Genomic DNA, 23,842 nt, shown 5'->3' on the forward strand with positions numbered 1-23,842 from the left:
ATTCGCTGCACTCACGCCGATGGCTGCTACTCTGTTGCAAAAAGAGTTTGGACCGTCATTCACTGTGCCATCCACTGATCCGAACACCTCCAAGGCGATCAGATTCAGCACGGCCCACGCGCCTTACTGCTTGTGAGAACGTCCAGATGTGCCCTTCGAGGTCCTTGGCACGATATATGCGATCACCGTAGTATTGATCCTCTGGATTGCTAATGATGTCCGCCCCGTGTTCTAACGCCCTAGCGCAGTGTTCATCTAAGCCACTCTCGATCTGAACGTAGACTATCTGCGTGGTCATGCCTTCCAGAGACTGAGGACTTGACACGAAACCAGGCCACTCACCGTCAACAATGATCGAACAGTTGCCGAACCGCATTTCGGCATGGACAAGACCACCGGTATTATCTCGAACGTCAATCAACCTCGTAAGGCCAAAAGCAGCTTCAAGCCAGGTTAGCGCTGTATCAGGATCCTGATAAAACACGCCAGTTCGTATGCTAGGCCTTTCAAAAGGATCGTCCAAAGCGGGTTTCCCAAAAGGCCATCAAGATAGCTGTTTCTCAAAAAATAGGTCCGGATAAGGATCGTCGTTGAACCTGTCGATCTCAGTCCAGCCCATACTCCGGTACAGACGTACAGCCTCATGCAACGTGCTGTTGGTATCTAAACGGAGCGTCCTTATGCCGATAGCTTGCGCTGCATCTTCAGCAGTTGTCATAAGGCGGCGCGCCAAACCCAGGCCCCGCGCAGCAGGGGCAATCCACATCCGCTTGATTTCTGCAAGCGAGCCTCCGTTACCTTTCACGCCAACACAACCCACAGGCATATCGTCAAGTCTGGCCACGACAAATGTTCCGTGGGGATGCTCCATCTGTGATAGTTCTGGGTCTCCCGATTTCTTGAGATCAAATTCGAGACCTAACCTCGCACTCAGTTCCGCTGCAAAAGCGCTCAGACATTTCGTGGCTATAACTGACGCATAGTCCACCTCTTCGAAGACGATATGCTCTCGTGATAGCGCAACAGTGACAGTATCCATGGCATCCAGCAGACGCCGTGCATCTTTGTGTCGTTCCAAAATAGCCGCGGCTCGCTCATTGGAGAGTTGTTCATATATATCGAACTCTTTAGCGCCTGCTTTTGTGAGCTTCGTTACTCGGCTGCGTCGATCTTCTGGATTTGGAGCTGTCTCAATTAATCCTTCGGCTTCGAGGCCACGAAGCAAGCGGCTTAAAAGCCCAGTATCAAGCTTAAGGAAGTTCCGGATGTCGGATACTTTCTGGTACCCGAGTCCTATGGCATTCAAAACACGCGCCGAACCTAGCGGTCGCCCTCGGTTCAGGAAGGAATCCTCGAGCGCGCCAACCTCAACGGCTACGGAACGAGCGAAGTTTCGAACGCGGGATATCTGGTCAATCTTCATTTACCTGACTTTAGTCAGATAAAATGATCACTCAAGTGTTTTCTGACAGATCATCAAGAGCTGACATTTGTCGCCTAAGCAGCATCGGTCGCTATGGGCTCTAGCCCGACGTTGGCTGCACCAGAAACAAACGACAGCTTTGTGCCGCCATATCAAACGTGTGTCGGTTTTCTCTTTGCTCCCGAAAGCCGTCGTTCACCGCAGGCGGATTGAATTCACAGGGCGGGCGCCGAACAGCCGTTCGTTATGGTTTGGAAGCAGGTCTTGTGTGCCGGACTTTCCAAACCTCTTCAGGTGCGCTTTTTTCAACGGCAGGGAGTTTCTGACACTACACGGATGACATATATTGACCTGAAAGACTGAGTGACCAAACAGAGACCGGAGACTGATGTGTCACCAAGCAAGGGCCGCGTTGAAAGACTGATTGATGCGATAGGCGCAGAGTTCCAGTCTCATCTCATCGACTTGTGGAACACCTCCACGGTCTTTGATATTCAGGACGGCGCCGTTCAAAAGATGATCTCACGAGAAGCGCCATTTGGCGTCATCGGGATCAAGATCCTGATGCGCAATCCGGGAGAGGCAGATCGTCTTTTTGAACACCAGTGGAATTTCAGCATCGGGATCACCGGATGTGAATTCACGCTCTTAGATGTCGATTACCAGAACGACGTCTGGATCGGTGATGAGACTTCCGCCGAATTCGCCGGGCACGAACAGATTGCCTACAAATCGGTTGAGCACATGATTGCCTTTCATGGCGATGATTTTGGTGTCGGAAAGGTCTTCATCGAAAAAATCGGGGCTCTCTGCCCCAGCCTGCTTGAAAAGCCGCCCTTGTTCTTTCGATTGCCGCGCCGGGCGCCACCCGCCTACAGATATACGGCAGCTCCACTCTCCATTCGCCAGGAGTTAGGCCTCTCATCGGATGACGGCACGGTTCTGATTGAGGCAATGATCAAGGAACACGGGATTGACCCTTATACGATCCTTCTGTCCTTCCAGTCTGACGATAACTTTTGGCTGGTTGATCTCCCTGAAGCCCTTGTCGACCGCTACCAGCATGGCCTGATCGATCCAAGCCTTGGCGAACACCACTCAAATCTAGAGGTTGGGGTCTCCATTACAGCAGAGGCTCTGAGGAACAGGGTCCGGCAGAAGGCAAACAGCGCTGAGCGCGACAATAGGGTCTTTTTCTCCATGTCCGGAAGCGGTTCTGCGTCAGGGTATTTGAACGGATTGAACTGATCTTACGTTGGCTGAGGTCGACTTTTTGCTGCGAGAAGGCGCGCCGTTGCCGGCAGTCTCCTCTCTGACTGAAAACCAACCTTTGCTGCAAGCGTTCTGAGCGCCAACAATGCGTCCGCATTTCGGTCGTTCGCCGCGTTGAAACCTGCGCCCGAAAGCAGACAATCATTTGAGACGCGGCGAATTGGCAGGGTGATTGGGATACAGTCAACCCACATCCTGAAACGGCTACGGCTCCCCATCAAGCTGTTGCCATTCCCGTTTCTCAATTTCGAGTTTCTTTATGCGTGAATAAAGCGTGGTCGGTTCAACGCCAAGCAGGGCGGCCGCGCCGTTTTTGCCGGACACCTTGCCGAGCGTCTCTTTGAGAGCAGATACGATGTTGGCGCGTATTTCCAACTGCATCTCGTGTTCGGTTCTGACTGTCTTGGCTATATGCGCGCGTGGCCCGGTCGCGCTACCGAGTTCCACAATCAATTTCTCGCCACGAGAGACAATCGCCGCGCGCTCTATGACGTTACGCAATTCTTTCACGTTACCTGGCCAAGCATACTCTGTAAGCATCCGCATGGTGCGCTCTGTCACTTTGGGCACATGTCGATTGAGGCGTTCACAAGCGACCGACAACAAATGCGTCACGAGATCAGGTATATCGTCTTTACGATTGCGCAAAGGAATGCAACTGACGGGAAAGACATTCAATGCCAAAAAAAGTTCTTCGCTGAACCTGCCCGCTGAAACCTCGCGTTCGACATTGCTGGTGCTCGCGGCAATGATCCGCACATCGAGATTTTTGAACTGAGTGTCGCCAATACGTTTGAACCTGCCGTCTTGAAGAACGCCTAAGAGCTTGTTTTGAATCTCGAGCGGCAACTCACACACATTTTCGATATAAAGTGTTCCGCCGTGCGCCAACTCAATCGCCCCTGAGATCATCTGCGGTTTTTCGCCGGTCGCAGCGTTTTCAGAACGACCAAAAAGTTCCGCTTCAATCGCCGTCCGGCTAATCGAGCCAGACTTGAAGCGAATGAGAGGCCGTCCTTTACGAAGGCTGTTCTTGTGTATCGCGTTGGCCACGATTGATTTGCCTGTCCCGGTTTCACCGGTGATCAGCACAGGGGCGCTCGTGGGCGCAACCAGATCAATCTTGGCGTGAAGTTGCTGTATGGAAAGAGAGCGGCCGATGACGTCCTGATGAGCGCGTTCTTTGGTTATCTCCAGTTGAAGATACGCGTTTTCCTGTTCCAGGCGATCCCTGAGATCCGCCACCTCATTCATGGCATCAATCAGCCTTTTCTCATTGATCTTTCGCTCTGTGACGTCACGAAAGACAATGACTGCACCCGCTAATACCTTTTGGTTGTAGATCGGAGTGGAAACGTACTCTACCTGGATAGGTTTGCCATCTTTCTTCCAGAACACGTCATCGTCTACTCGCATCACCTTTTCAAAGCGGAACGATTTGTAGATGGGGCAATCATGAGCGTGATGAACGCTGCCATCGGTGTGGTGATGGTGGATTATATCGTGGATGACATTTCCCACGAGGTCCTCAAGCGTCCACCCAAGCATTTCTTGCGCCGCGCGATTGACGAACGTGGCCTGTCCTTGCGTGTTGACGCCATAGATACCCTCCCCGGCCGCGTTAAGGATGAGCTGGTTCTGAAGTTCGAGCTCTGCAAAGAACTCTTCCGCATGCTTCCACCCGACAATACCATCGCGTTGAAGCTGATCGGTCTCAACTTGTTTCTCATGTTGCGACAGTTCGTTGAGCTCCAATATCAGCAACGTAACAAGAGGGCGATGTGTGTCGTTGTCGTGCGCATTCATCTGTGCTCGAATTTCGCACTCGACCCGCAATCCATTTTGACTGATGAGAACAGTTTTCCGTGTCCAGGCCGTACCGCGATGTGCAACCTCGTCCAGAAACACGACAAACTCGGCAATGTCCGATCCGATGAGCGTTGAAAATCGAAGGTCCTCTGACTGTCGAATGGCCAGTATGCGACGTGCAGCCGCATTCGTGCTTAGAACGCGGTCCTCCTTCGCATCAAGCATCAGCGCAGGAAGCGGGATGGCCTCAAGCTGAAGCGACAAATTCTGATCCGTCAGTCTGAGATCCATTCCATCCAACCGGCCTAGTGCGTATTTTCACGAATGTATACGAAATTTGGTGAATTATGAAATTTCGTATTTACGCAATCGTGTAAAGACACATTAAACCATTGGAAAAATTGTGTTTTTATAAAATTCAAAAACCTCAGTATTCGCTATTTTTGGGATCTGAACCCTCGCATTGTTAGTTTTCGTAATCTCCCGCTCGCGGCGCACGCATCGAAACCGTTGGTGAAAAAGACCTGTCGTGAGGGTGTCTTGTCAGTCCATGCAGTATCATGAGAGGTAACCCATGACCCACTTCAAAGACCCGTTTAATCCAAACATCGATGTTTGGAACGAATGTGGTGAGGCTTCAGAAAGCCCTGCTGATCCCTATGCTGGACTTTCGAAGGAAGATGCCGACGCATTGAAGCTTCGCGCGAAACAATCGTTGAACGCGGAAGTCGGAATGGCGCGCGCGCTTGAAAGTTCCGTCATGCAGGGATTGTTCAAAACGGACATCTCGCGTCGTGCGTTCTTACGCAGTGCCGGTGTGACTGGTGCACTTGCCGCCGTCTCGACCGTTTTCCCGCTGACGTCACTTCAGGCGATGGCCGAAGAGGCCATGAAAAACCTGGAGAAGACAAAGTTGACTTTGGGCTTCGTGCCGATCACATGCGCCACGCCAATCATCGGCGGTCATGCGCTGGGCTTTTATCAACGTTATGGTCTTGATGTCGATATTGTGAAGACCGCCGGGTGGGCCGTATCACGCGACAAGTGTCTGAACGGTGAATACGACGGTTCGCACCTGCTTTTCCCGATGCCGATGGCAATGTCGCTCGGCATCGGATCGATAGCACAACCTTGGAAAGTGGTGTCAAACGTCAACACGAACGGCCAGGCAATCGTTCTGGCAAACAAGCACCGCGATAACCAGGATCCGAAGAACTGGAAAGGCTTCAAGTTCGCGGTTCCGTTTGAATATTCGATGCACAACCTGCTGCTGCGCAACTACGTTGCCGATGCAGGCCTGGACCCGGATCGTGACATCCAGATCCGCGTGGTTCCGCCGCCTGAAATGGTTGCAAACCTGCGCTCGGAAAACGTCGATGGCTATCTCGCGCCCGACCCGTTCTGTCAGCGTGCCGTCTACGACCAGGTTGGTTTTATTCACAAGCTGACACTGGATCTTTGGAAACAACATCCGTGCTGTGTGTTCGGACTGTCTGAGAAATTCATTACAGAAAATCCGAACACGACTATGGCGTTGACGACTTCCATTCTCGAGGCCACAGCCTCGGCGGAAACGTCAGAAGGTCGTGTTGCTTTCGCAGAATCGATGGCGCCAGCCAATTACCTCAACCAACCGGTCGAAATTCTGAAACAGATCCTGACTGGCGTGTTCCCCGACGGCCAGGGCAACATCAAGAACGTGCCGGACAGGATTTCGTTCATGCCCTTGCCAACCCAGACGATGGGGACCTGGGTGCTTTCACAGTTGCGGCGCTGGAACTACATCGACGCTGACACCGATTACGCAACCCTTGCGGAAGAACTGGTCATGACCACAACCACACGTGAACGGATGCGCGCGATGATGGCCGCTGACCCGAACCTGACCTTCTCTGATGCAGAACAGGATGTCTACGCGCCCGTCGATATTCAGGGCCGCGAGTTCGCCCCGGCTGCAGCGCAGCAGTTCATCGACAGCCAGCCGTTCTCCCGCACCGTCGGCTGAACCAGCCCAAAAACTAAAGACGGAGCGAGCACGCTCGCCCCGTCTTAACGCTCGAATTTTGGAATGATTTTATGGTTCAGAAAATAGATATGCGCAGCACATTGCTGTCGTTGACCATCTTGTTGGTCGGTGTCCTCATTTGGCACGCAGCAACGCATGTCCCTGACACCGGCCCCACGGGCGTCGAGTTGTCACAAGCCGAGATGGACACCCTGCTCGGGAAAAACATGCTTCCCGAGGACATTGAGTATTATGCCGCGCAAGGCGTTGAATTTGCGCAACTGGAGCAAATTGCTTCCCTCAATCTTTCGCGCTCAATGATCGAAGCTGCCGGTGGCATCCAGGCGCTCGGTATCAGCGCCCCGGACGAAAACAGCGCGCCAGCACCTGGTTCGCTTTTTCCTTCACCTACCCAGATCGGCAAGGAATTGTGGGCAACCATAGCTGATCCCTTCTACGTTGCAGGCACCAATGACATGGGTTTTGGCATACAGATGGGATACTCGTTGCTGCGGGTTCTGATTGGGTATTCGCTTTCGGCGGCTGTGGCGATTCCGCTGGGTTTTCTCATTGGCATGTCGCCAATGTTCTACAAGGCGCTTGATCCTTTCATTCAGGTCTTGAAACCCATATCGCCGTTAGCCTGGATGCCGATCGCTCTCTTCACCATCGGCGATAGCGAATTGTCTTCGATTTTCGTGATCTTCATTTGCTCGCTATGGCCAATGCTGACGAACACGGCCTTTGGCGTGGCCAATGTCCGGTCGGACTGGGTCAATGTGGCGCGTACGCACGAGTTGAGCACCACGAAGACCGCACTCACAGTCATTTTGCCGGCAGCGGCACCAACCATCATCACAGGAATGCGCATTTCCATCGGAATTGCATGGCTTGTGATCGTCGCCGCCGAGATGCTCGTTGGCGGTACTGGCATTGGGTACGTGGTGTGGAACGAATGGAATGGACTGCGTCTCGACCGGATGATTGTCGCAATTCTGCTGATCGGCGTGGTGGGCATGTTGCTCGATGCCGCCTTTGCGCGACTGCAACGTGCCGTCGCTTACGCTGAATAAGGAGTGAATTGATGACCAAGCCATTTCTTTCCGTTGAACTTCTCACACAGCAGTTTCCGGGCGGCGCAGGGGATACTCTAACTGTTTTTGAAAACGCCACTTTTGGTGTCGCGGAGGGCGAATTCGTCTGCATTCTTGGCCATTCCGGATGCGGCAAATCGACGATCATGAACGTACTTGCCGGTTTGGCTGAACCAACGAGCGGCACGGTTATTATGGACGGCGAGGAAATTTCTGGGCCGAGCCTTGATCGGGGCGTGGTGTTCCAGAACTACTCGCTGCTGCCGTGGCTGTCAGCTTTGAAAAACGTCATGTTTGGTGTCGCGGCGCGACATCCGGATTGGAGCAAGTCCGAGGTTCAGGCGCACTCCGAAAAGTACCTCGCCATGGTGGGGCTGGATGGTGACGCCATCCACCGGAAACCATCCCAACTGTCCGGAGGTATGCGCCAGCGCGTCTCTATTGCGAGGGCGTTCGCCAATCACCCCAAACTGCTTCTTCTCGACGAACCTTTTGGCGCGCTTGACGCGCTGACGCGCGGAACAATCCAAGACGAACTTCTGAAAATCTGGAGCGGGACAAATCAAACCGTTTTCATGATCACACATGATATCGATGAAGCCATTCTGCTTGCGGACCGCATTTTGCTGATGACCAACGGACCGTTCGCACGCGTGGCGGAGGCGGTGGAGATCACCATTCCACGACCGCGCCGACGCGAAGAAATCATCGATCACCCGAACTACTACGCCATCCGCAATCATCTCGTGCACTTCCTCGGCTCAAGGTCCAAAGAACTGGCAGGACAGTCCAGCGGCAGCGGAGCCCACTCGCCGGAAACCATCCGTATTGATCGCACCGAGAAAGACACGCTCGAAGCCGATGATGATCCAACTCATCAAGCGCATTTGCGCGCCGTGAATGAATAAAGAAACAGGAGTCAATCATGACCATCGAAGTTCCGCAAATGCTCACCAAAGACGACGTGGCCCAAATCATTTTGGCCGCAAAAAAGACGTCCAAAATGTCCTGGGAGGACATCGCGGACAAGATTTCGATGTCACCGGTCTGGACGCACTCAGCCTGCGTCGGCATGAATGCCATGCCCGAAGAGAAAGCCAAGGCACTTGTTCAGGTGCTCGGCTTGCCACAGGAAGTGATCGACGTTCTTGTCGAAAGCCCCACGAAAGTTTGGGAGCAGGCGGTCCCGACTGACCCGTGCATCTATCGGCTTTATGAAATCGTTGGTGTCTACGGCCCGACCATCAAGGCGCTGATTCATGAAGAGTTCGGTGACGGCATCATGTCAGCTATTGATTTTGACATGAGCATCACGCGCGTCGCCAACCCCAAAGGCGACAGGGTGAAGGTTGAAATGTCCGGCAAGTTTCTTGGCTACAACAGCTGGTAGACGCCACTGGAATTGTTTGGCGAGCTGGAAGCGATGTTCGGCTCGCCGCCTCGTTCATGAGCAGATTGGATCATCATCTTGATCAGACCCCCTGTGCCACCGTTTACATTCGAGGACTCCGTCAAAAAGGTTCGAATGGCGGAAAATGCCTGGAACCTGAAAGACCCAGCCAAGGTCGCGTTGGCCTACACACCAGATTCGAGATGGCGCAATCGCTCAGAGTTTGTACATGGTCGGGCAGAGATCGAGGCATTCCTGACGCGTAAATGGGCGAGGGAACACGACTATCGCCTGATCAAGGAAATCTGGGCCCATGCTGATGATAGGATTGCTGTGCGCTTCGTTTACGAATGCCACGATGCCGATGGCAACTGGTATCGATCCCACGGCAATGAAAATTGGCGTTTTGATGCTCAAGGTTTGATGGCGGAGCGTCATGCATCAATCAATGATGTTGCAATCCAAGAGAGTGACAGGCTCTTTCGTTGGCCGAGTGGTATCCGCCCGGACAATCATCCCGGCCTGACTGAACTGGGTTTGTGAGCCTCGTCAAGAATTGACCCGGCCCGAAGGTTTTCGAATTTTTGAACCGATTGTCGATCAAGCGCGCGCATTCCGAAAACCAGCCACGCAAATTGTATGTCCGCTTCTCGAAAAACCGGTATCGAAATAAACAAACGACCGCTCGCGAGATGAACCGCAATTCGGTGACCATCCGCATTGAAGACGCGAAGCGCACGGCTACGGGGAAGGGATCACCGCGTTGAAGCCTGCGCCCGAAAGCGGACATTCGTTTGAGGCGCAGCAAATTCACAGGATGGGCGGGAAGCAGACCTTTGCCGCTTTCGAGGCGAGCGGCAGCTACGCGGGCGAACTAAGCCGCCATATGGTTAAGTGGTCAGACTGACCGCTTGTCTGGTAGTTCCAATTTAGTCGGCCTCTTCTTAGAGGGTCGTTGTTACGCGGCGACAAGGCTTTTCTGTTGTGCAGGGAAGTGGGCACGCTGCATGATGCTATCTGAGACCGGTTGGCGGATCGGAAGAAGGCGCTTTGCCGAATCGCACCGCACTCCTATAAGGGGTCTGTTCAACGGTCGATACTTTCGCCCCGGCTCACGGAGCCGAAATGCGCACGCCGCCGAGTCCCGCAGCCATGACGCCGCAGCCCAAAGGCTTTTACCTTCTCTTCTTCGTTGAACTGTGTGAGCGCTACGGTTTTTATACGGCCGTATTTCTCCTTGTTCCCTATGCCAGCAGCAGGATTGGCTTATCCGAGGTCGAGGCATCGCTGCTTTATGGCACCTATACGGCGCTGATCTATTCGACGACTTTTGCTGGCGGCATCATCGCTGACCGGTTGCTCGGCTTCCGCGCGGCAACACTCATCGGTCTTGCCATCATGGCCAGCGGCAGCCTGCTTCTCGCCACCAGCGTGAAGGCGGCCGCCTTCGTCGGCTTGGCCGCACTGCTCGTCGGCAATGGCTATTACAAGCCCAGTGTCTCCAGCCTTTTGGGCCTGCTTTATGACAAGGACGATCCTCGACGCGACAGTGGCTATACGCTTTTGTACATGGGCATCAATATCGGTGCCGGCGCCGCGGCAATTGGCGCGGGGCTGCTGTCGCGCGATTTAGGCTACCACACGGCTTTCCTCGTCGCCGGGCTTGGTAAATTGCTCGCCTTCGCTGCGCTGCTGGTGGGCGGTCGCGTGTTTCACAGTGTCGGCGCTGCACCCGCTGACCGGCCGCTGATGCGGACAGACTTTGCCGGGCTCCCAAACCTTTTGTGGCTTGCGGTTGGCACAATCGCTCTGGTCATGCTCAGCAACTTTCTCCTGTTTCATACCTTTGCCACCGGCGAGATAATCGCTGTCGTCTGCGCTGCGGCTTTCGGCTATTTCCTTTTCACGGTTCTGCGCCTGGATGCAAAAAGCCGGCAGCGTGCGCTTGTCATGCTGATGCTCTTTTCCTTCGGCGTCATTTTCTGGGCGGTCTACAACCAGGATGCCGATACAATCCTGCTCTTCATAGCTCAGGTGGTTGATCGGACTGTCATGGGCTTCGAAATCCCGTCGAGTGCTTTTCTGTCGCTCAATTCGCTCGTCATCATCATCGGCGCACCGCTGATGTCGATCTTGTGGTTCCGGCTGGCGGCGCGCGACATATCACCGTCAGACAGCATCAGGTTCGCCATCGGGCTTCTGCTGCTCGGTGCGGCCTATTGCGCGCTTGCGTTGGCGCCTCCAGGTGCCAGTGGGCTGGTATCACCCCTGTGGCTGATCGTTTTCTTTTTGCTGTTCAGTGTCGCGGAGCTTCTCGTTGAGCCGATCGGGCTCTCCATGGTAAGCCGCCTCGCGACCCGTGAGCTGATGGGCTTTGCCATGGGCATGTGGTTCATGGTTCACGCGCTTGGAAATTACGGCAGCGGCCTTCTTGCGAAGCTCGCGGCGGTGCCCGAGGGGACGGGCCCGGCTGGCGAAGTGGCGACAAGCCAGGCGGCGTTTCTCGACTACGGCCTGCTCGCCCTGGCCGCCGGTCTGTTGCTGATTGCACTGCTGCCGGTGATAGGCATATGGCGCAATGAAGCGGACGACGCCGAAGGGGACGCCTGACCTGCTCCTATCCAAAGGACATCGGTCGGTTGTGTCTGCCGCGAAATGTATTCGGAAAAATCATGTCTACTTACCTGTCCGGCGGCTGACTGCCCAAACACCATGCCACTTGCTCTGTCTGGCAAAGGACTTCATGTACGGCTGAAAGTCTCTCATGCTTTTTGCCCGATCGAAACAGCCGAATGCGCCGCCATGTTTCATGCCTTCTTCCGCGTCAAAAGGCATTCCGTCCAGTATGCTAATGAACCGGCATCGAACGGGTTTGGCATCGGAAAGGCCCCGTTTTGTGGGCAGCCTCGAAAGCTCAGCGTCGGTCTTGGTTGGGCGAGCGCCGTTCATCCGTACCGTTCAAGCATCGCGACCTGGCTTTTTACGGGTTTGGTCCAAAGCTATCTCACAAGGTTAGAATGACGGGTGCGAGCCACGGTGACCCGCAAGCTGGCAATCAAGTCGTTGGCTGGAAGGGTCTTGTGGTCTGGGTGCACAACATGTTCTGATGCGCTGTTGCCTTGAAAGCGACGGAGGTCAAACGGGAATGCGGAAGAGACAAGCACCGGCACTCGGTGTTCTGCGGCTCGATTACGACTACCCGCCGGCACTCGGGGATGTCGATGATCCGGATTCGTTCAACTACGACGTTCTGTACAAGGTTGTTCCGGGCCTGACGTTTTCAATGTGCCAAAGCGGCGAACTGACGGAGGACGTCACCAACGCCGTTGTCGATTCCGTTCGCTTTCTGAACAGCTATCATGTGAATGCGATCACGGGCGATTGCGGTTTCATGCTCAACATCCAGGACCTCGTGAAGGACCATTCCAACGTACCGGTTTTCATGTCCTGCCTCGTGCAGCTGCCGACGATCATCAATACCATCAATTCAGAAGCTGAAATTGCGATCTTTACCGCCAACAGCAAAAGCCTGACGGAAATCGAAAACGAGCTGGACAGAATGTCGGGCCTGCAGGAACACAGCCATCGCCTCCAGATCGTTGGCTGTCAGGATGTTCCGGGTTTCGAAGCCGTCGCGACGGGACAGAAGGTTGACACCGAAAAGGTCGGCAAGGGTCTGATTGGCCTTACCAGTGCAGTACTGAGAAAAAAGCCGAAGATAGAGTGCCTGCTACTGGAATGCACGGAACTGCCGCCATATGCGAACCTGCTGCGGTCAGTGACCGGCTTGCCCGTCTACGACGCGATAACCAATTGCGATTTCTTCATGAATGGCTTCCGGGACAACAAGAACTTCGGCTTGCACGACTGGCAAGAGTCATGGAATGGCAATCACGAGCCGTATGAGTTTGGTGACAACCTTTCTGATTTCGAGAAAGCTAAACTCGATCGAAAATAAGTAAAAAGATAGTGCATTCGAATGTTTGTATTTATCTGGAAAAGAATTTCAATTTTTCTATAAATAATGATCTCTTCTCAATATATCCCGTAAAATTACTATTAACGGATTGAATTTTCATTATTAGCCTTAGATCTTAACGTGGTGAATGCCGTGTTCGGGGCGCAAACTGAGCGTACGCCGATGAAAGGTTCAGCCGCAGTCTCGAGCTGTAAGCAACAGTGAGGTAGCTCTGGGTGAATGCCTGCTTCAATGACTTATCAGACTGAACCCGCAAGTCTCCTCCCAGCCCCAAAGCTGCCATTCGCCGGGCATACATTTGTCCGTTCCGTCCGCATCTCGAAGACTGGTACCGAAACAAATAAACGACCGCTCACGAGATGAACCTGCAATTCGGTGATCGTCTGGATTGAAGACGCGAAGCGTACAGCTGCGGGGCGTCGGATATGAGCCTGGAGTGAAAGATAGCGACCTTTGCATGAATGACTGCTTTGCGCCGCCAAATCGTACGTTTGATGTTTCGCAATAATACCTTGGAAGCCGGTATTCGTTACTCTCATACATCAGAGTTACCGTTTGAGCTTGAGATAATTGTTTGGTCACGTTCGACAAAGCCGGTAACCCTCAGCGCAGTTAACCAGATGTCGGATCAAGTCTCGAATTCTACAAGTTACGAAAAGATTGCTCTTTGGAAATTAGACAAAAAGCGGCCCAATTGGGCCGCTTCCTTTGCGCATGTTAAAATGTCAGGCGCTTTTAGCTCGCTCAATTCTAGATCTCTTTCGGGCTAGAAAGCCAAATACGGCTAGCGCACCTCCCATGAGTGGTAGTGCTGCAGGTACTGGCACAGTTGCCATCGGCTCACCGATCGTGAAGACTTCGAGCCCGGTAATATTCCAACTCAGATAGCTACCTGTAAACGCGTTGCGATACGCCGTATTTCCGTATTGCGAACTATCACCATAGTTGAGTCCAATATTTGCATAGCCACCAGACAAGGTGGAGTTTATGAAAAGATCGTGCCCACCGCCAAAAGTCGGCCCGTGGTTGCCGTTGTTGAAAGTAACGTGATCGTACCTGTTGTGATCATATTTTGTGGATGTAGTCAGGTTAAACAAAAAAGCATTCGTGTTGCTGTCTCTCTTGTACCCGCTTGCCGAGTCCCAGCTGAAGGGATTGAACCCTCCGACAACATTTCCATTATCCAAAGAAATCACTGAAAAAGTTGGCCCTTTTCCGTCGACACTTGCGTGAAAATCAACTGAATTATCTCCTTGATTTTTAGTAAAAATATTGGTCAGGCCAATAGATCCATATTCTAACCAGGTTTCAAGTTGGGTCGCATATTGTTGAGTTAAGATACTTGAACCGCCGTTTATCGAGACCGCGTTAGCAGTTCCAGGCAACATGAAAAGTGCCGCCGCTATTATTACCGCAAATGAGCGAATAACTTCATTTCCATGTATTTTCATGGCTATCTTGCCCTCCAAATAAATCAATGAGTTATCATCACCCCCGAATTACAGGTTTCGGGGATGATGAATCGCAAATGGAACTCGACGCAAAGCCAATGCGGCTAAACAAAGACGACGATCGTTCCAAGTGTGTTCAGATTGACGCGCGTTCTAGTGTTTCGGGAAGATGTCGCCAGAGCCTGAATAGGATGTATTGAGACCATAGACTTGAAAGAACTCTTCAGCATCCAGTCTTGCCCACGGACTGGCGACAACCAACATTTTGTCTTCATGCGTCAAGTTGCCCCAAAGGTCTTTTTTGGTCGTCTGTTGTATCGCTGTGCACTTGACGTTCAAACGTACCTTTTGCTGCGGAAAGAGCTTATCGCCGGGTAGTTTGTACCACTCATCACCTCTTTCAGGATTGAGATCTACCTCTGCAAAATCTGTGTTGCTCAATTTTACCCACACGTCCTTAAATACGATCCTTGGCAAGTGTAAAATGTCTTGATGAAAATACGAATTGAAGACAGTCACTTCCGCCGTAAAGCGTTCATTTTCATTAATTTTCGTCCCTTCGTCAGCTTTCACCGAAACAAATGAACGCAGTGACAATTGTAGGTCTTTGTACAAAAGAGCAGCAGCAGTATTGTTTTGATCAACCATCATGGAATCCCTTAAATTGCAAATGAGTAAACTTGCAAGCGTAGTATGCTTAGCAGTTGAATCTATACGTGCGATCGCGGCATGATTGCGCCTAGCAATTGCTAGGGGACAATGCTTCAAGTCTCAGACCATCAACTGGATCTGTCGCCAGCAGCGGCCATCTGAATTCATAGAATTTGGAGCCGGCAAACAACTCTCACGACTAAGGTAAGAATGTAGAATAGGGTTTTGTGAATGGAAATATTAGAAGCATTATACGATTGTATCGAGACCAACCTGCGTGGAAACAAAGTCGATTGGCAAAAATTTGCAAATGAATTCCAAATCATTCATCGATCAGAACTTGCTCTTTACCGAGCTGTTTATTCAGAAGACGAGCAGAAGCAGATGGATCGATTGGATGTAATTGCAACGTCCAACGCGCCTCTACTGAAGAAGTATGTTCAGAAAGGAATGCACAAATTGCATCCTTACCCAGAAACGGAAATGGTTATGCTGGAGCCGATTCGTAGGACCGATGAATTGCCAGACGACGACGTATTCAGAAAAATGGGGCCGTTGACAGACTTTCTAATTGAAAATGGAATGTTTTACTTCATGAATGTGCCGGCTATGATGCCTGATGGTCACTTCGTTTGCATTCATGTATGGCGCGACGAAAACCAAGGGGACTTTTCTAACCTAGAAAAACAGCGTCTTGCTTTAATGATGCGCCATCTTCTGGCAACTGTTGGGGAATCGGAACTAACACTGACTGACCCTAACTCTGAAGTGGCGGCATTTGGTCAAATGCACGGTCTTACGACGGCAGAAACCACTATTCTTGCGCTGCTCATTGAAGGACATTCACTTCGCACCATTTCGCAGAAAAGTGGCCGGACATACGGAACCGTTCGCTGGCACGTACAAAACATACTTGAGAAATGCCAAGTAAAGTCGCAGCTCAATCTTCTTTCAGAATTTTACCGGCTGATGAAGAAGTAGACAACGTTCGGAGAGTTGCTGCATGTAAGTGGGGGCAAGTCGACAGTTATTTGGAGTCTCCGTCACAAGTTGCGTCACTTTTATCTAGTGGCGACATAAGATGATGCTCATCGTGTATCCACGATGACATGCAGGTCTGTAGACATCTCAAATAACGCGCTAGAATTCAGCGTTCTGCTTTTCGCGCAATTCGGTTTAGCTGCGGGCCGAGACGCCAAAAAGACCTAATTTCTGTCCGCCGGGAAGCGGGATACGTTGCGGCGCGGAGCTTCTGATCGCCAATCGCCGCAGATGCATCCGGTTGCCTTTGCACGCGTCCGTGCCAGGCGCGCGAGGCCGGCCAGTTGCCGTGTGAAGCCGGAACAGTTTGCGGGCTGGCCCACGGCAGACCGATCCTAACCGAAACCTAACGCAGCACAAACCGGCGTAAAACCCTGGGGAATTATACCCGGTGTCCTGGGAAGGCGCATGGATGCGCTTCTCGTTCAGAGTTTGTCAAAACACAGATCCAAGGACGCAACCAATGAAGACCTACGGAAAAAACATCGCGGCGGTTTCCATGGCAATGGCCATGAGCTTTATGGCAAGTCAGGCTCTCGCCGTTGATGAGCATTACGTCGACGGTGGTGCCGTCGTCGGAGGGACAGACGTCGTCGCTTATCACACCGTTGGAGCGCCAACCCCCGGGTCTGCGGAATTTGCATCTGAGTATCAGGGCGCGACCTGGCATTTCTCATCCGCGGAGAACAAGGCGCTTTTCGATGCCGACCCGGCAAAATATGCACCGGCCTATGGCGGATGGTGTTCCGCAGGGGCCAGCAAGGGCAAAAAGGTCCCCACCCAGCCAGATCTCTGGGCCATAGTTGACGGACAGCTTTACCTCAACAGCAGCCCTGCTGCCCATAACAAGCTCTTTCTCGCCGACACCGAAACCGTGATCTCAAAGGGCGAGTCAAACTGGAAAGTGATATTCGCCACCTCCCGCGAAGCCCTTCTGGAACAATAGGGTTTTGCTTCGCGCGCCGGCATCGGAATGACGTCGGCGCGCCTTCAATCAACTTGTTGTCTCCGGAACTTTATTGGACGCGCACTGCAAGGCACTGCACGCTGCCGCTCATTCAGGAACGCGTCCGGAAAGGTGGGTGTCATAGCTGCCAAGGCAAAAATTCTTGTGGTCGAAGACGATGAGAACATTCTCAATCTTCTGAGCGCCTATCTTGAAAGCGCAGGCCACGAAGTCGTGGAGCACCAGGATGGCCTGACTGGCTGCAAGGCTGCTCTGACAGACACGTTCGACATCTGCATCTTCGATGTCATGCTGCCAAACAGATCCGGAACCGAGATCGTCGAGGCTATGCGTTCGCAAGGCATTTTGACACCCGTCCTGTTTCTGACGGCGCTTGGCTCGGAAACCAATGTGCTGCAGGGTTTTGCCGCAGGGGTGGATGATTATGTCATCAAGCCATTCTCGCCACGGGAGCTGATTGTTCGCATCCGGGCGATCCTGCGCCGCAGTCAGATGGCCAGTGCAGGTTGCCACGATGTGGTCGAAGTCGGCCCCCTGAAACTGGACCTTGAGCAGCCGACCTGCAACCTGAGTGGTCAGACAATCGCGCTCACACCTTACGAACACAAAATTCTGCGGCGTCTCCTGGAGCAACCCAGCAGGGTTTTGTCGCGAGGCCAACTGATCGCGCTGCTTTATGGAAATGATGTTGCCGTCGGCCCGAAGGCGATCGATGTGCACGTTCACAACCTGCGCACCAAACTTGGAGACGGGACCGGCTCAATGATCGAAACGGTGCGCGGTTTTGGATACCGGTTCGCGGCTGCCGGGAACCTGGAGCGCATGCTGCCGTGAAACATCGCCTGGACCGGCTGCCCTGGCTGACGCTGCAGATGATCGCGGCGAACACTGCGATTGTTCTCGTGCTCGGCGTCGCCTGGTACTGGCTTTTTCTGGGCCAAAGCACAACATACTCTGATCGCCTGATGACAACGTTCAACATCGTGCCCGGCCAGGTGCATGCCATGTTTGTGGACCAGGTCGAGCGCCAACTCTGGGCAAGCATCTCGATCGGATTGGTGTTTGCTGTCGGGGCGTCCATCGGGGTCACGCTGTTAATCGTCCGTCCGCTCGGCGTGCTCGCCCGGACCACGGAGCGGCTGAGGCAGGGCGATTACAACGTGCGCGCAAAAACCCAGGCGGGAGAGGTTGGGCGGCTGGCAGACACGGTCAACGCGCTCGCTGCCGCGCTTCAGCAAGAAGAAGAGCGCCGCGCACGATACCTGGCTGATCTCGGGCATGAATTACGGACGCCCATCACCAGTCTTCGCGGGTACACTGAAGGCCTGGAGGATGGCGTGTTTCAGGCGGATGCGAAATTCTTTTCGCTCATGTCTGACGAGCTCAATCATTTGACGGCGCTGACCCATTCTATTGAGGCCCTGGAACTCTCCCCTGAGGACGAAAACACCTTGTGCGGGGGCGTAAGGGTTCAGCACATTCTGGAGGACGTGCAGCGTCGTTGGGAGATCCAATTTCAAGCAAAGAGCCTGCGGCTGATTGTGGAGGTCGATGAAGCGCTTGCCGACAAATTGATCGCCCTGTCGAAGAAGTCCTTGCGGCATGTCATCGATAACCTGATGTCAAACATGCTGCGATACGCCGATCCAGAAGCGGAATGCCGCATAGTCTTTTCAAGACATGGGCCGCAAGCAATAGAGATCGTATTCAGGAATGGAGCGCAGAACTTGTCCGCCGAGGACGTTCCGTTCCTCTTTGATCGTTTTTTTCGCGTCTCGCATAGCCGCACCCGCGGACGTAACACGCATTCCAGCGGGCTTGGCCTCTCCATCGTCAAGCAGCTCTGCCTCTCCGGCAACGGCTCGGTTCATGCCGAGATGCGTGACAGCATGTTGAGCTTCGTCGTCTGTCTTCCGCTCCTGGAGCCGGCACCTTCAAAGGAAGCGAAAGTTTCTCGGGAGTGCCCCGCCGCGTAATGCGAAGGCCTAAACCCAACATTTAACAGCGCGGCACAAGCCGATGCCAGGCGGACGGCTGCTTGCGAGTGATGACACTTGATACCGAGGGCAAAATTTCAGATCCATCGCGGAACATTGCGATACAAAGCCAAGAGACTTGAGACGCAACCCGATTTCGCGGGATTGCTTGGAAAGACGTTGGTTGGGTTACGGGTTGGTAGCTACCGCTAGAATTCCGCGTCCGGATCGGTGGCGAGGGTTTCCGCGCAATGGATGCGCATTTGTTCGGTCAGTTCGGTCAGGTCGCCCTGCAGGCGGTCTGGCCTGATCGGCTTGCCGAAATGAACGCTGAATTTAGCGTTCTGCTTGTTGAGCAGCTCGTTGAAAACCGTCATGTCGCGCAATTCGGTTGAGACGCGGGCCAGGAAGTAGAAAAGACCCGAGTTCCGCCCGCCCATATGCATGGGAATGATCGGTGCCTTGTTTTTTCGCGCCAGCGCCAGCGCAGAAGTCATCCACGGACGTTCCGTGAGCTTGCCCTGATGCCAATAGGCAAGACGCCCCGACGGAAACAGGACCACGACCCGTTCCGTTGCGAAGGCGGAAGACGCAATCTTGATCGTCTCTTTGGATTTCGCGCGGCTTTTGAAATCGGCGCGCCATTCGACCGGGATGATCATCTCTGCAAGACGCGGATTGATCCGGATCGCGTCCCTGTTCGCGAATATGGCAAGGTCGGTGCGGCGGGACTTGATGGCATCGTAGAGCACGATGCCGTCGGCAATGCCAGTCGGGTGGTTGGACACCAGCACAACGGGACCTTCCCGCGGCACACGATCCAGCCCCAGAGTTGTCACGTCAAGCTTGAGAAGGCCGCTCAAGTGCGCGAATACGTCGACGGCTTCCATCTGTGAAATGGTATTGGCCATCTCGACCGCAGACCGGTAACGCAGGATGCGGTAGGCGAAAGGTTTGATGAAAGGCCACCAGGGGCTAGCCATCACCAGCTTGCCCCGCTCTGCGATCAGAGCGTCAACAATATGCTGGTCTGCGAGCTGTCGTTGCAGCGCGGTCTGTCGGCGCGCAGGCAATGTGTCTGCCGCGTGATCTGTCGTCTGATCTGTCGTCCGCACAATGCACCTCTGCCCGTCGGTAACCTGTACTACACACTTGCATCGTTAGCGAAATCAGCCGCGTGGTGCAAATACTCCCTGAAATAATTTTGCGATCGAAGGATGTCTCAGCTCCACAGTGAACTCGTGAAAAGTGCCACAATTGTGATGAAGGACGCAGTCCATGCCAGAGAGCGCGGATTGGACCGGTCAGTCCAGTAGCAGAATATGTAAATCAGGCGCAATAGCACAAACAGGACGGCCAGTTGATCGATCCAGTATTGCGCGGCCCCCTGGCTCATGGCGACGAAGATGGATACGGCGAAGAAGGGAAATGCTTCGAACCCGTTTGCCTGGGCAGCCTGCGCACGCGCACGAAATCCCTCTTTCCAATAATCCGGATCACGCGGCCGGGCGTTGTCAAACTCTTTGTTGAGCTTGGCCGGGAAGGCCGAAAGAATAGGCAGAATGGCGGCGGCGAGAATACACCATATGGCGATCGGCATGTGCTGGTCCTCGTTGTAGAAGTGCCAAATCACATAGTGCGTCCGGGCCAAAAGGCGCAATAAGAATGGCCGGGGAAACTCAACGCAACATGGCCCGACAGGCTTGGGTCATGGTGTTTGCGTTGCAGCGTCTTCCCGTCTGCTTGTTTGTCTTTGGCACATGAGCTGAGACTGCGAGTGGGTCTGGTCTTACGCCGTAATGCCTGTGCCGCGCGCTGCCGCGCTTTTATCTGTTTCGAGTCGGACGGACTTTACCTTCTTGATTGAAACTTGACGGCATTCACCCTTGTTGGCGCCATCAAAGAGTGCGGCCGTGAACCCTGGATGCAGGTGAGCTAAACGCGAAAGCGCGTGTTTTTTTCTGGTATTTTGGATTTTAAACAAATTGTAGTCTAAGAGTTGCCTCCATAATGAGACGAAGATGAGGGATTGATTCGTCATGAAGCGTGCGGGAAAACTGGTTTTGGTTTTGGGAATGGTCGTTCTGGCGGCTGGGTGCCAGAGGCTGTCAGGGGGCAGTAACGTTGCGCCGCTTCCTGCAACCCCGACGACACCGGTTGGGACCGGGACGCTGGATCCGCTCGATCCCAATGCCGCGCCTCCTGTTGGAACGACAACGGATGTTGCCGCCGCGCCGGCCGATCTTGCGACAAACCCGGTTGCAGCGCCGACAAACGCGCAGCAGGTTGGCCGAACGGACCTGCTTGGCGGCTGGAAGCTGGCCTCGTCGGGCGACAACTGCATGGCATTCATGACGCTGACAACTTGGTCCGGCGGCTACCGTGCAAATACCAGAGGTTGTAGTACCCCATCTCTGTCCGGCATCTCGGCATGGGATCTGAACGGCAATCAGGTGGTTTTAAAGGACGGATCCGGTCTGATCGTGGCACAACTTTATTCCAGCGAACCCGGGAAGTTTAACGGTCAAACCTCGACAGGCTCGCCTATTTCGTTGTACCGTTAAAGACCCTCAGTATTTTTGCTGGACACTGCGCGTAATAAGTGTATATTTACACGGCAATCGGAAAGGCTGTGTAATGTCAAAATACGAACCTTTACGCGAACATCTGGCACGACGCGAAGACGTCGTTTGGGCTGCAAAGCTTGACGAAGTTGAAAACATCCTCGGAACAAACCTGCCCAAAAGTGCTCGGGAGCATCGGACCTGGTGGGCGAATTCCGGTGGGAGCCTGGTTCATCAGAACGCCTGGCTCGATGCAGGATGGCGTGTCGAACGTACAGATCTGATGCGCGATGTGATCGTTTTCAGGCGGTTGCGTATCGGTGGCACTGTCGCGGTCGGCAAGTCCTCATCCGGCGACCGGTTGGTCAAAAACCCCCAACGGTCTGCTGAAAAGCGGCTTACCAAGGAAATGGCCGCTCTGCGTCAGCCTGCAACGGTCACTCTGAGATCCGAGTGGACCACGCTTGGGGACGTTCAAAACACGCCGTGTTCGAGCAACTCGATTCCCCAGCAAGGTGGCGTCGTGCGGTTTGCCGCGCTTGATGGCGACAACATTGTCACCGCACTTGTTGCCACGCTCTCGGTCTCGAAGATTTACCGCGGGCTGCGGCTCGAGATCAAAGGACATGATGCGGAAGATGATGCGCGCGTCGGACCTGAGCTTATCAAGCGGGCTGGTTTTGATCCGGAGGCGCCGGTCGAGTGTGATGTGGTTAAGTCCGGAAACGCATGGCTTTTGACCGATGGCCGAGGCCGGAAGGCAAATCTTGACGACCAGTCAGAATGTTATCTCGTCGCCCAGCTGCTCTACCTCCAGGAGCTGCAAAGCGGGCGTAAGTCGACACTGCTGCTTCGCTGAATTCTCGTCCCCCAAGGCGCTGCCTAGCAAACTGTAGCCGCACCTGATTCGCTCAGGCGCGGCTTTTTTTGATCCAGTGCCTTTTATTACTTCGCCGCGATCATCGACACTTCGACAAGAACCGGTGCTCCCGGTTTTGAGCCTGGCAATGCGCCGACCTCGACGGCGGCCCGGGCGGGCGGCACGCTGTCCTCGCCCCAATAGGTGCCGTAGACTTTGTTGAACGCGCCATAGTTCCCCATGTCGGTCATGAAGACCGTGGCTCGGACAACATCATCGAAGCTGTAACCGGCCTCCTTCAGGACGCTTTCAAGGTTTTCCATCACGATGCGGGTCTGCGCGGAGACATCATTGCGTGCCTCCTCCGGGATTTCTCCGTTCACGTAAGGGATCTGACCAGAAACAAAGAGCATCCCGTTGGCCAGTTTGATGCCCGGCGAATAGGGCGCAATGGGCTTGTTTCCTTCAACATAGACCGGTGTGCGTGCATCTCCGGCAAGGGTACTTCCGCCGGCCATTGGCACGAGGACGAGCGCGCCGAGAAGTGCGCAAAGTGTCTTTTTCATCTTGGATCCTCCTGTTTGATGAATATTACTTGGCAGCTTCGATGATCAGGTCCGCAACAAATTCGGGTTGAGACACCATTACGGAATGGCTTGCGTCGATTTCCCGGGAAACGGCTCCGATTTTCTTGGCGAATTGACGCTGCAGGCCGGTCGGCGTCATGTGGTCATCGCCGGCAATGGCGTAGAAAGTCGGTTTGTCCTGCCAGGCAACGTTTGAAACGGGTTCGCCGAGCGCCTTGCTGTTGAGCAGTCCCTGGCTGGCCGAGATCAGGTCCGTTTCTTCTTTTGGCAGGTCTTGTGCGAAGTACTGAGCGGTCGCGTCCTTCGGCAGGAAGAAATATCCCTGGGCATCCTGCTGAAGCGCCCCGATGCCCGGTGCAGGAAATTTCTCCAGTTCGGCAGCTTCGCCGAGCGACTGGCCCGCGTCAGGGGCATAGGCGGCGACGTAGACAAGTGACGAGACCTTGTCATGTCCACCGGCTTCTGTGATGACCATTCCACCCCAGGAATGACCGACAAGAACCACTGGTCCTTCAGCGCGTTCGATCGCGCGGTTTGTAAAGGCAACGTCTCCTGCAAGTGAGTCCAGCGGGTTCTGAACAGCGATCACGTTTAGGCCCGCAGCTTCGAGCAGGGGTGTCACCTTGTTCCAGCTGGAACCGTCTGCAAATGCGCCGTGCACAAGAACGACGGATTTTGCCGTGAGGTCCGCGGCATATGCTGCGCCCACGGAAAGGGCCGCTGATGAAGCAAGTGCGGCCATGGCAATGAGATTTCGAAGCTTGGACATGAGGT

The 23,842-nt window shown here is 53.8% G+C and carries 23 protein-coding genes; 14 read left to right on the forward strand and 9 right to left on the reverse strand.

Annotated features, from left to right (window positions below):
• Positions 1 to 55: 55 nt before the first annotated feature.
• Both ABVF61_RS12950 and ABVF61_RS12955 read right to left on the reverse strand, forming a co-directional pair.
• Positions 56 to 484 carry a VOC family protein gene (locus tag ABVF61_RS12950; protein WP_353996419.1) on the reverse strand — a complete coding sequence of 143 codons (429 nt, stop codon included), beginning with the start codon at positions 482 to 484 and terminating at the stop codon, positions 56 to 58.
• A 60-nt stretch (positions 485 to 544) separates the two neighbouring features.
• A complete protein-coding gene (locus tag ABVF61_RS12955; protein WP_353993970.1) occupies positions 545 to 1,423 on the reverse strand; it encodes a GNAT family N-acetyltransferase in 879 nt (292 codons plus the stop codon).
• A gap of 390 nt (positions 1,424 to 1,813) precedes the next feature.
• Here ABVF61_RS12955 and ABVF61_RS12960 point away from each other — a divergent pair, with 390 nt between their 5' ends.
• Entirely contained in the window at positions 1,814 to 2,671 is an 858-nt protein-coding gene (locus ABVF61_RS12960) for a hypothetical protein (protein ID WP_353993971.1), read from the forward strand.
• 228 nt (positions 2,672 to 2,899) lie between these two features.
• Here ABVF61_RS12960 and ABVF61_RS12965 read toward each other — a convergent pair whose 3' ends face one another.
• Entirely contained in the window at positions 2,900 to 4,603 is a 1,704-nt protein-coding gene (locus ABVF61_RS12965; protein ID WP_353993972.1) for a sigma-54 interaction domain-containing protein, read from the reverse strand.
• 475 nt (positions 4,604 to 5,078) lie between these two features.
• Here ABVF61_RS12965 and ABVF61_RS12970 point away from each other — a divergent pair, with 475 nt between their 5' ends.
• The 7 genes from ABVF61_RS12970 (at position 5,079) to ABVF61_RS13000 (ending at position 12,951) form a co-directional block, all read left to right on the forward strand.
• Positions 5,079 to 6,509, forward strand: coding sequence for a CmpA/NrtA family ABC transporter substrate-binding protein (locus ABVF61_RS12970; RefSeq protein WP_353993973.1), 1,431 nt, complete (start codon positions 5,079 to 5,081; stop codon positions 6,507 to 6,509).
• A gap of 71 nt (positions 6,510 to 6,580) precedes the next feature.
• Positions 6,581 to 7,582 carry a nitrate ABC transporter permease gene (gene ntrB, locus ABVF61_RS12975; protein ID WP_353993974.1) on the forward strand — a complete coding sequence of 334 codons (1,002 nt, stop codon included), beginning with the start codon at positions 6,581 to 6,583 and terminating at the stop codon, positions 7,580 to 7,582.
• 11 nt (positions 7,583 to 7,593) lie between these two features.
• Positions 7,594 to 8,511, forward strand: a complete 918-nt coding sequence (locus ABVF61_RS12980) for an ABC transporter ATP-binding protein (RefSeq protein WP_353993975.1) — start codon at positions 7,594 to 7,596, stop codon at positions 8,509 to 8,511.
• 17 nt (positions 8,512 to 8,528) lie between these two features.
• Positions 8,529 to 8,993: a cyanase gene (gene cynS / locus ABVF61_RS12985; protein WP_353993976.1), complete on the forward strand. Its 465-nt coding sequence runs from the start codon at positions 8,529 to 8,531 to the stop codon at positions 8,991 to 8,993.
• 81 nt (positions 8,994 to 9,074) lie between these two features.
• Complete coding sequence (locus ABVF61_RS12990; protein WP_353996420.1) at positions 9,075 to 9,536, forward strand: nuclear transport factor 2 family protein; 462 nt, start codon at positions 9,075 to 9,077, stop codon at positions 9,534 to 9,536.
• 582 nt (positions 9,537 to 10,118) lie between these two features.
• Positions 10,119 to 11,603: a peptide MFS transporter gene (locus tag ABVF61_RS12995; RefSeq protein WP_353993977.1), complete on the forward strand. Its 1,485-nt coding sequence runs from the start codon at positions 10,119 to 10,121 to the stop codon at positions 11,601 to 11,603.
• Positions 11,604 to 12,138: 535 nt separating this feature from the next.
• Positions 12,139 to 12,951 carry an aspartate/glutamate racemase family protein gene (locus ABVF61_RS13000; RefSeq protein WP_353993978.1) on the forward strand — a complete coding sequence of 271 codons (813 nt, stop codon included), beginning with the start codon at positions 12,139 to 12,141 and terminating at the stop codon, positions 12,949 to 12,951.
• A gap of 746 nt (positions 12,952 to 13,697) precedes the next feature.
• Here the strand turns inward: ABVF61_RS13000 and ABVF61_RS13005 are convergent.
• Both ABVF61_RS13005 and ABVF61_RS13010 read right to left on the reverse strand, forming a co-directional pair.
• Positions 13,698 to 14,423: a PEP_CTERM-anchored TLD domain-containing protein gene (locus tag ABVF61_RS13005; protein ID WP_353993979.1), complete on the reverse strand. Its 726-nt coding sequence runs from the start codon at positions 14,421 to 14,423 to the stop codon at positions 13,698 to 13,700.
• 153 nt (positions 14,424 to 14,576) lie between these two features.
• Entirely contained in the window at positions 14,577 to 15,071 is a 495-nt protein-coding gene (locus tag ABVF61_RS13010; RefSeq protein WP_353993980.1) for a hypothetical protein, read from the reverse strand.
• Positions 15,072 to 15,305: 234 nt separating this feature from the next.
• Between ABVF61_RS13010 and ABVF61_RS13015 the strand changes: the two genes are divergently transcribed.
• The 4 genes from ABVF61_RS13015 to ABVF61_RS13030 all read left to right on the forward strand — a co-directional run bounded on the left by ABVF61_RS13015 (position 15,306) and on the right by ABVF61_RS13030 (position 19,058).
• On the forward strand, positions 15,306 to 16,055 hold the full coding sequence (locus ABVF61_RS13015) for a helix-turn-helix transcriptional regulator (RefSeq protein WP_353993981.1): 750 nt from the start codon (positions 15,306 to 15,308) through the stop codon (positions 16,053 to 16,055).
• Between the two features lie 523 nt (positions 16,056 to 16,578).
• Positions 16,579 to 17,061: a YHS domain-containing (seleno)protein gene (locus ABVF61_RS13020; protein WP_353993982.1), complete on the forward strand. Its 483-nt coding sequence runs from the start codon at positions 16,579 to 16,581 to the stop codon at positions 17,059 to 17,061.
• A 132-nt stretch (positions 17,062 to 17,193) separates the two neighbouring features.
• On the forward strand, positions 17,194 to 17,916 hold the full coding sequence (locus ABVF61_RS13025; protein ID WP_353993983.1) for a response regulator transcription factor: 723 nt from the start codon (positions 17,194 to 17,196) through the stop codon (positions 17,914 to 17,916).
• Positions 17,913 to 19,058, forward strand: a complete 1,146-nt coding sequence (locus tag ABVF61_RS13030; protein WP_353993984.1) for a sensor histidine kinase — start codon at positions 17,913 to 17,915, stop codon at positions 19,056 to 19,058. Before ABVF61_RS13025 ends, ABVF61_RS13030 begins: the two co-directional genes overlap by 4 nt.
• A 209-nt stretch (positions 19,059 to 19,267) precedes the next feature.
• On the opposite strand, the gene ABVF61_RS13035 is transcribed toward ABVF61_RS13030, so the two are convergent.
• Both ABVF61_RS13035 and ABVF61_RS13040 read right to left on the reverse strand, forming a co-directional pair.
• Positions 19,268 to 20,131 carry a GNAT family N-acetyltransferase gene (locus tag ABVF61_RS13035; RefSeq protein WP_502949999.1) on the reverse strand — a complete coding sequence of 288 codons (864 nt, stop codon included), beginning with the start codon at positions 20,129 to 20,131 and terminating at the stop codon, positions 19,268 to 19,270.
• A gap of 149 nt (positions 20,132 to 20,280) precedes the next feature.
• A complete protein-coding gene (locus ABVF61_RS13040) occupies positions 20,281 to 20,658 on the reverse strand; it encodes an MAPEG family protein (RefSeq protein ID WP_353993986.1) in 378 nt (125 codons plus the stop codon).
• Positions 20,659 to 21,097: 439 nt separating this feature from the next.
• On the opposite strand from ABVF61_RS13040, the gene ABVF61_RS13045 reads away from it, so the two are divergent.
• Both ABVF61_RS13045 and ABVF61_RS13050 read left to right on the forward strand, forming a co-directional pair.
• Positions 21,098 to 21,622: a protease inhibitor Inh/omp19 family protein gene (locus ABVF61_RS13045; RefSeq protein ID WP_353993987.1), complete on the forward strand. Its 525-nt coding sequence runs from the start codon at positions 21,098 to 21,100 to the stop codon at positions 21,620 to 21,622.
• Positions 21,623 to 21,695: 73 nt separating this feature from the next.
• Complete coding sequence (locus ABVF61_RS13050; RefSeq protein WP_353993988.1) at positions 21,696 to 22,481, forward strand: DUF7662 domain-containing protein; 786 nt, start codon at positions 21,696 to 21,698, stop codon at positions 22,479 to 22,481.
• A gap of 86 nt (positions 22,482 to 22,567) precedes the next feature.
• Here ABVF61_RS13050 and ABVF61_RS13055 read toward each other — a convergent pair whose 3' ends face one another.
• On the reverse strand, positions 22,568 to 23,047 hold the full coding sequence (locus ABVF61_RS13055) for a RidA family protein (RefSeq protein WP_353993989.1): 480 nt from the start codon (positions 23,045 to 23,047) through the stop codon (positions 22,568 to 22,570).
• Positions 23,048 to 23,072: 25 nt separating this feature from the next.
• Entirely contained in the window at positions 23,073 to 23,837 is a 765-nt protein-coding gene (locus tag ABVF61_RS13060) for an alpha/beta fold hydrolase (protein ID WP_353993990.1), read from the reverse strand.
• Between the last annotated feature and the right edge of the window lie 5 nt (positions 23,838 to 23,842).

The sequence above is a fragment of the Roseibium sp. HPY-6 genome (assembly GCF_040530035.1).
Classification (GTDB): Bacteria; Pseudomonadota; Alphaproteobacteria; order Rhizobiales; family Stappiaceae; genus Roseibium.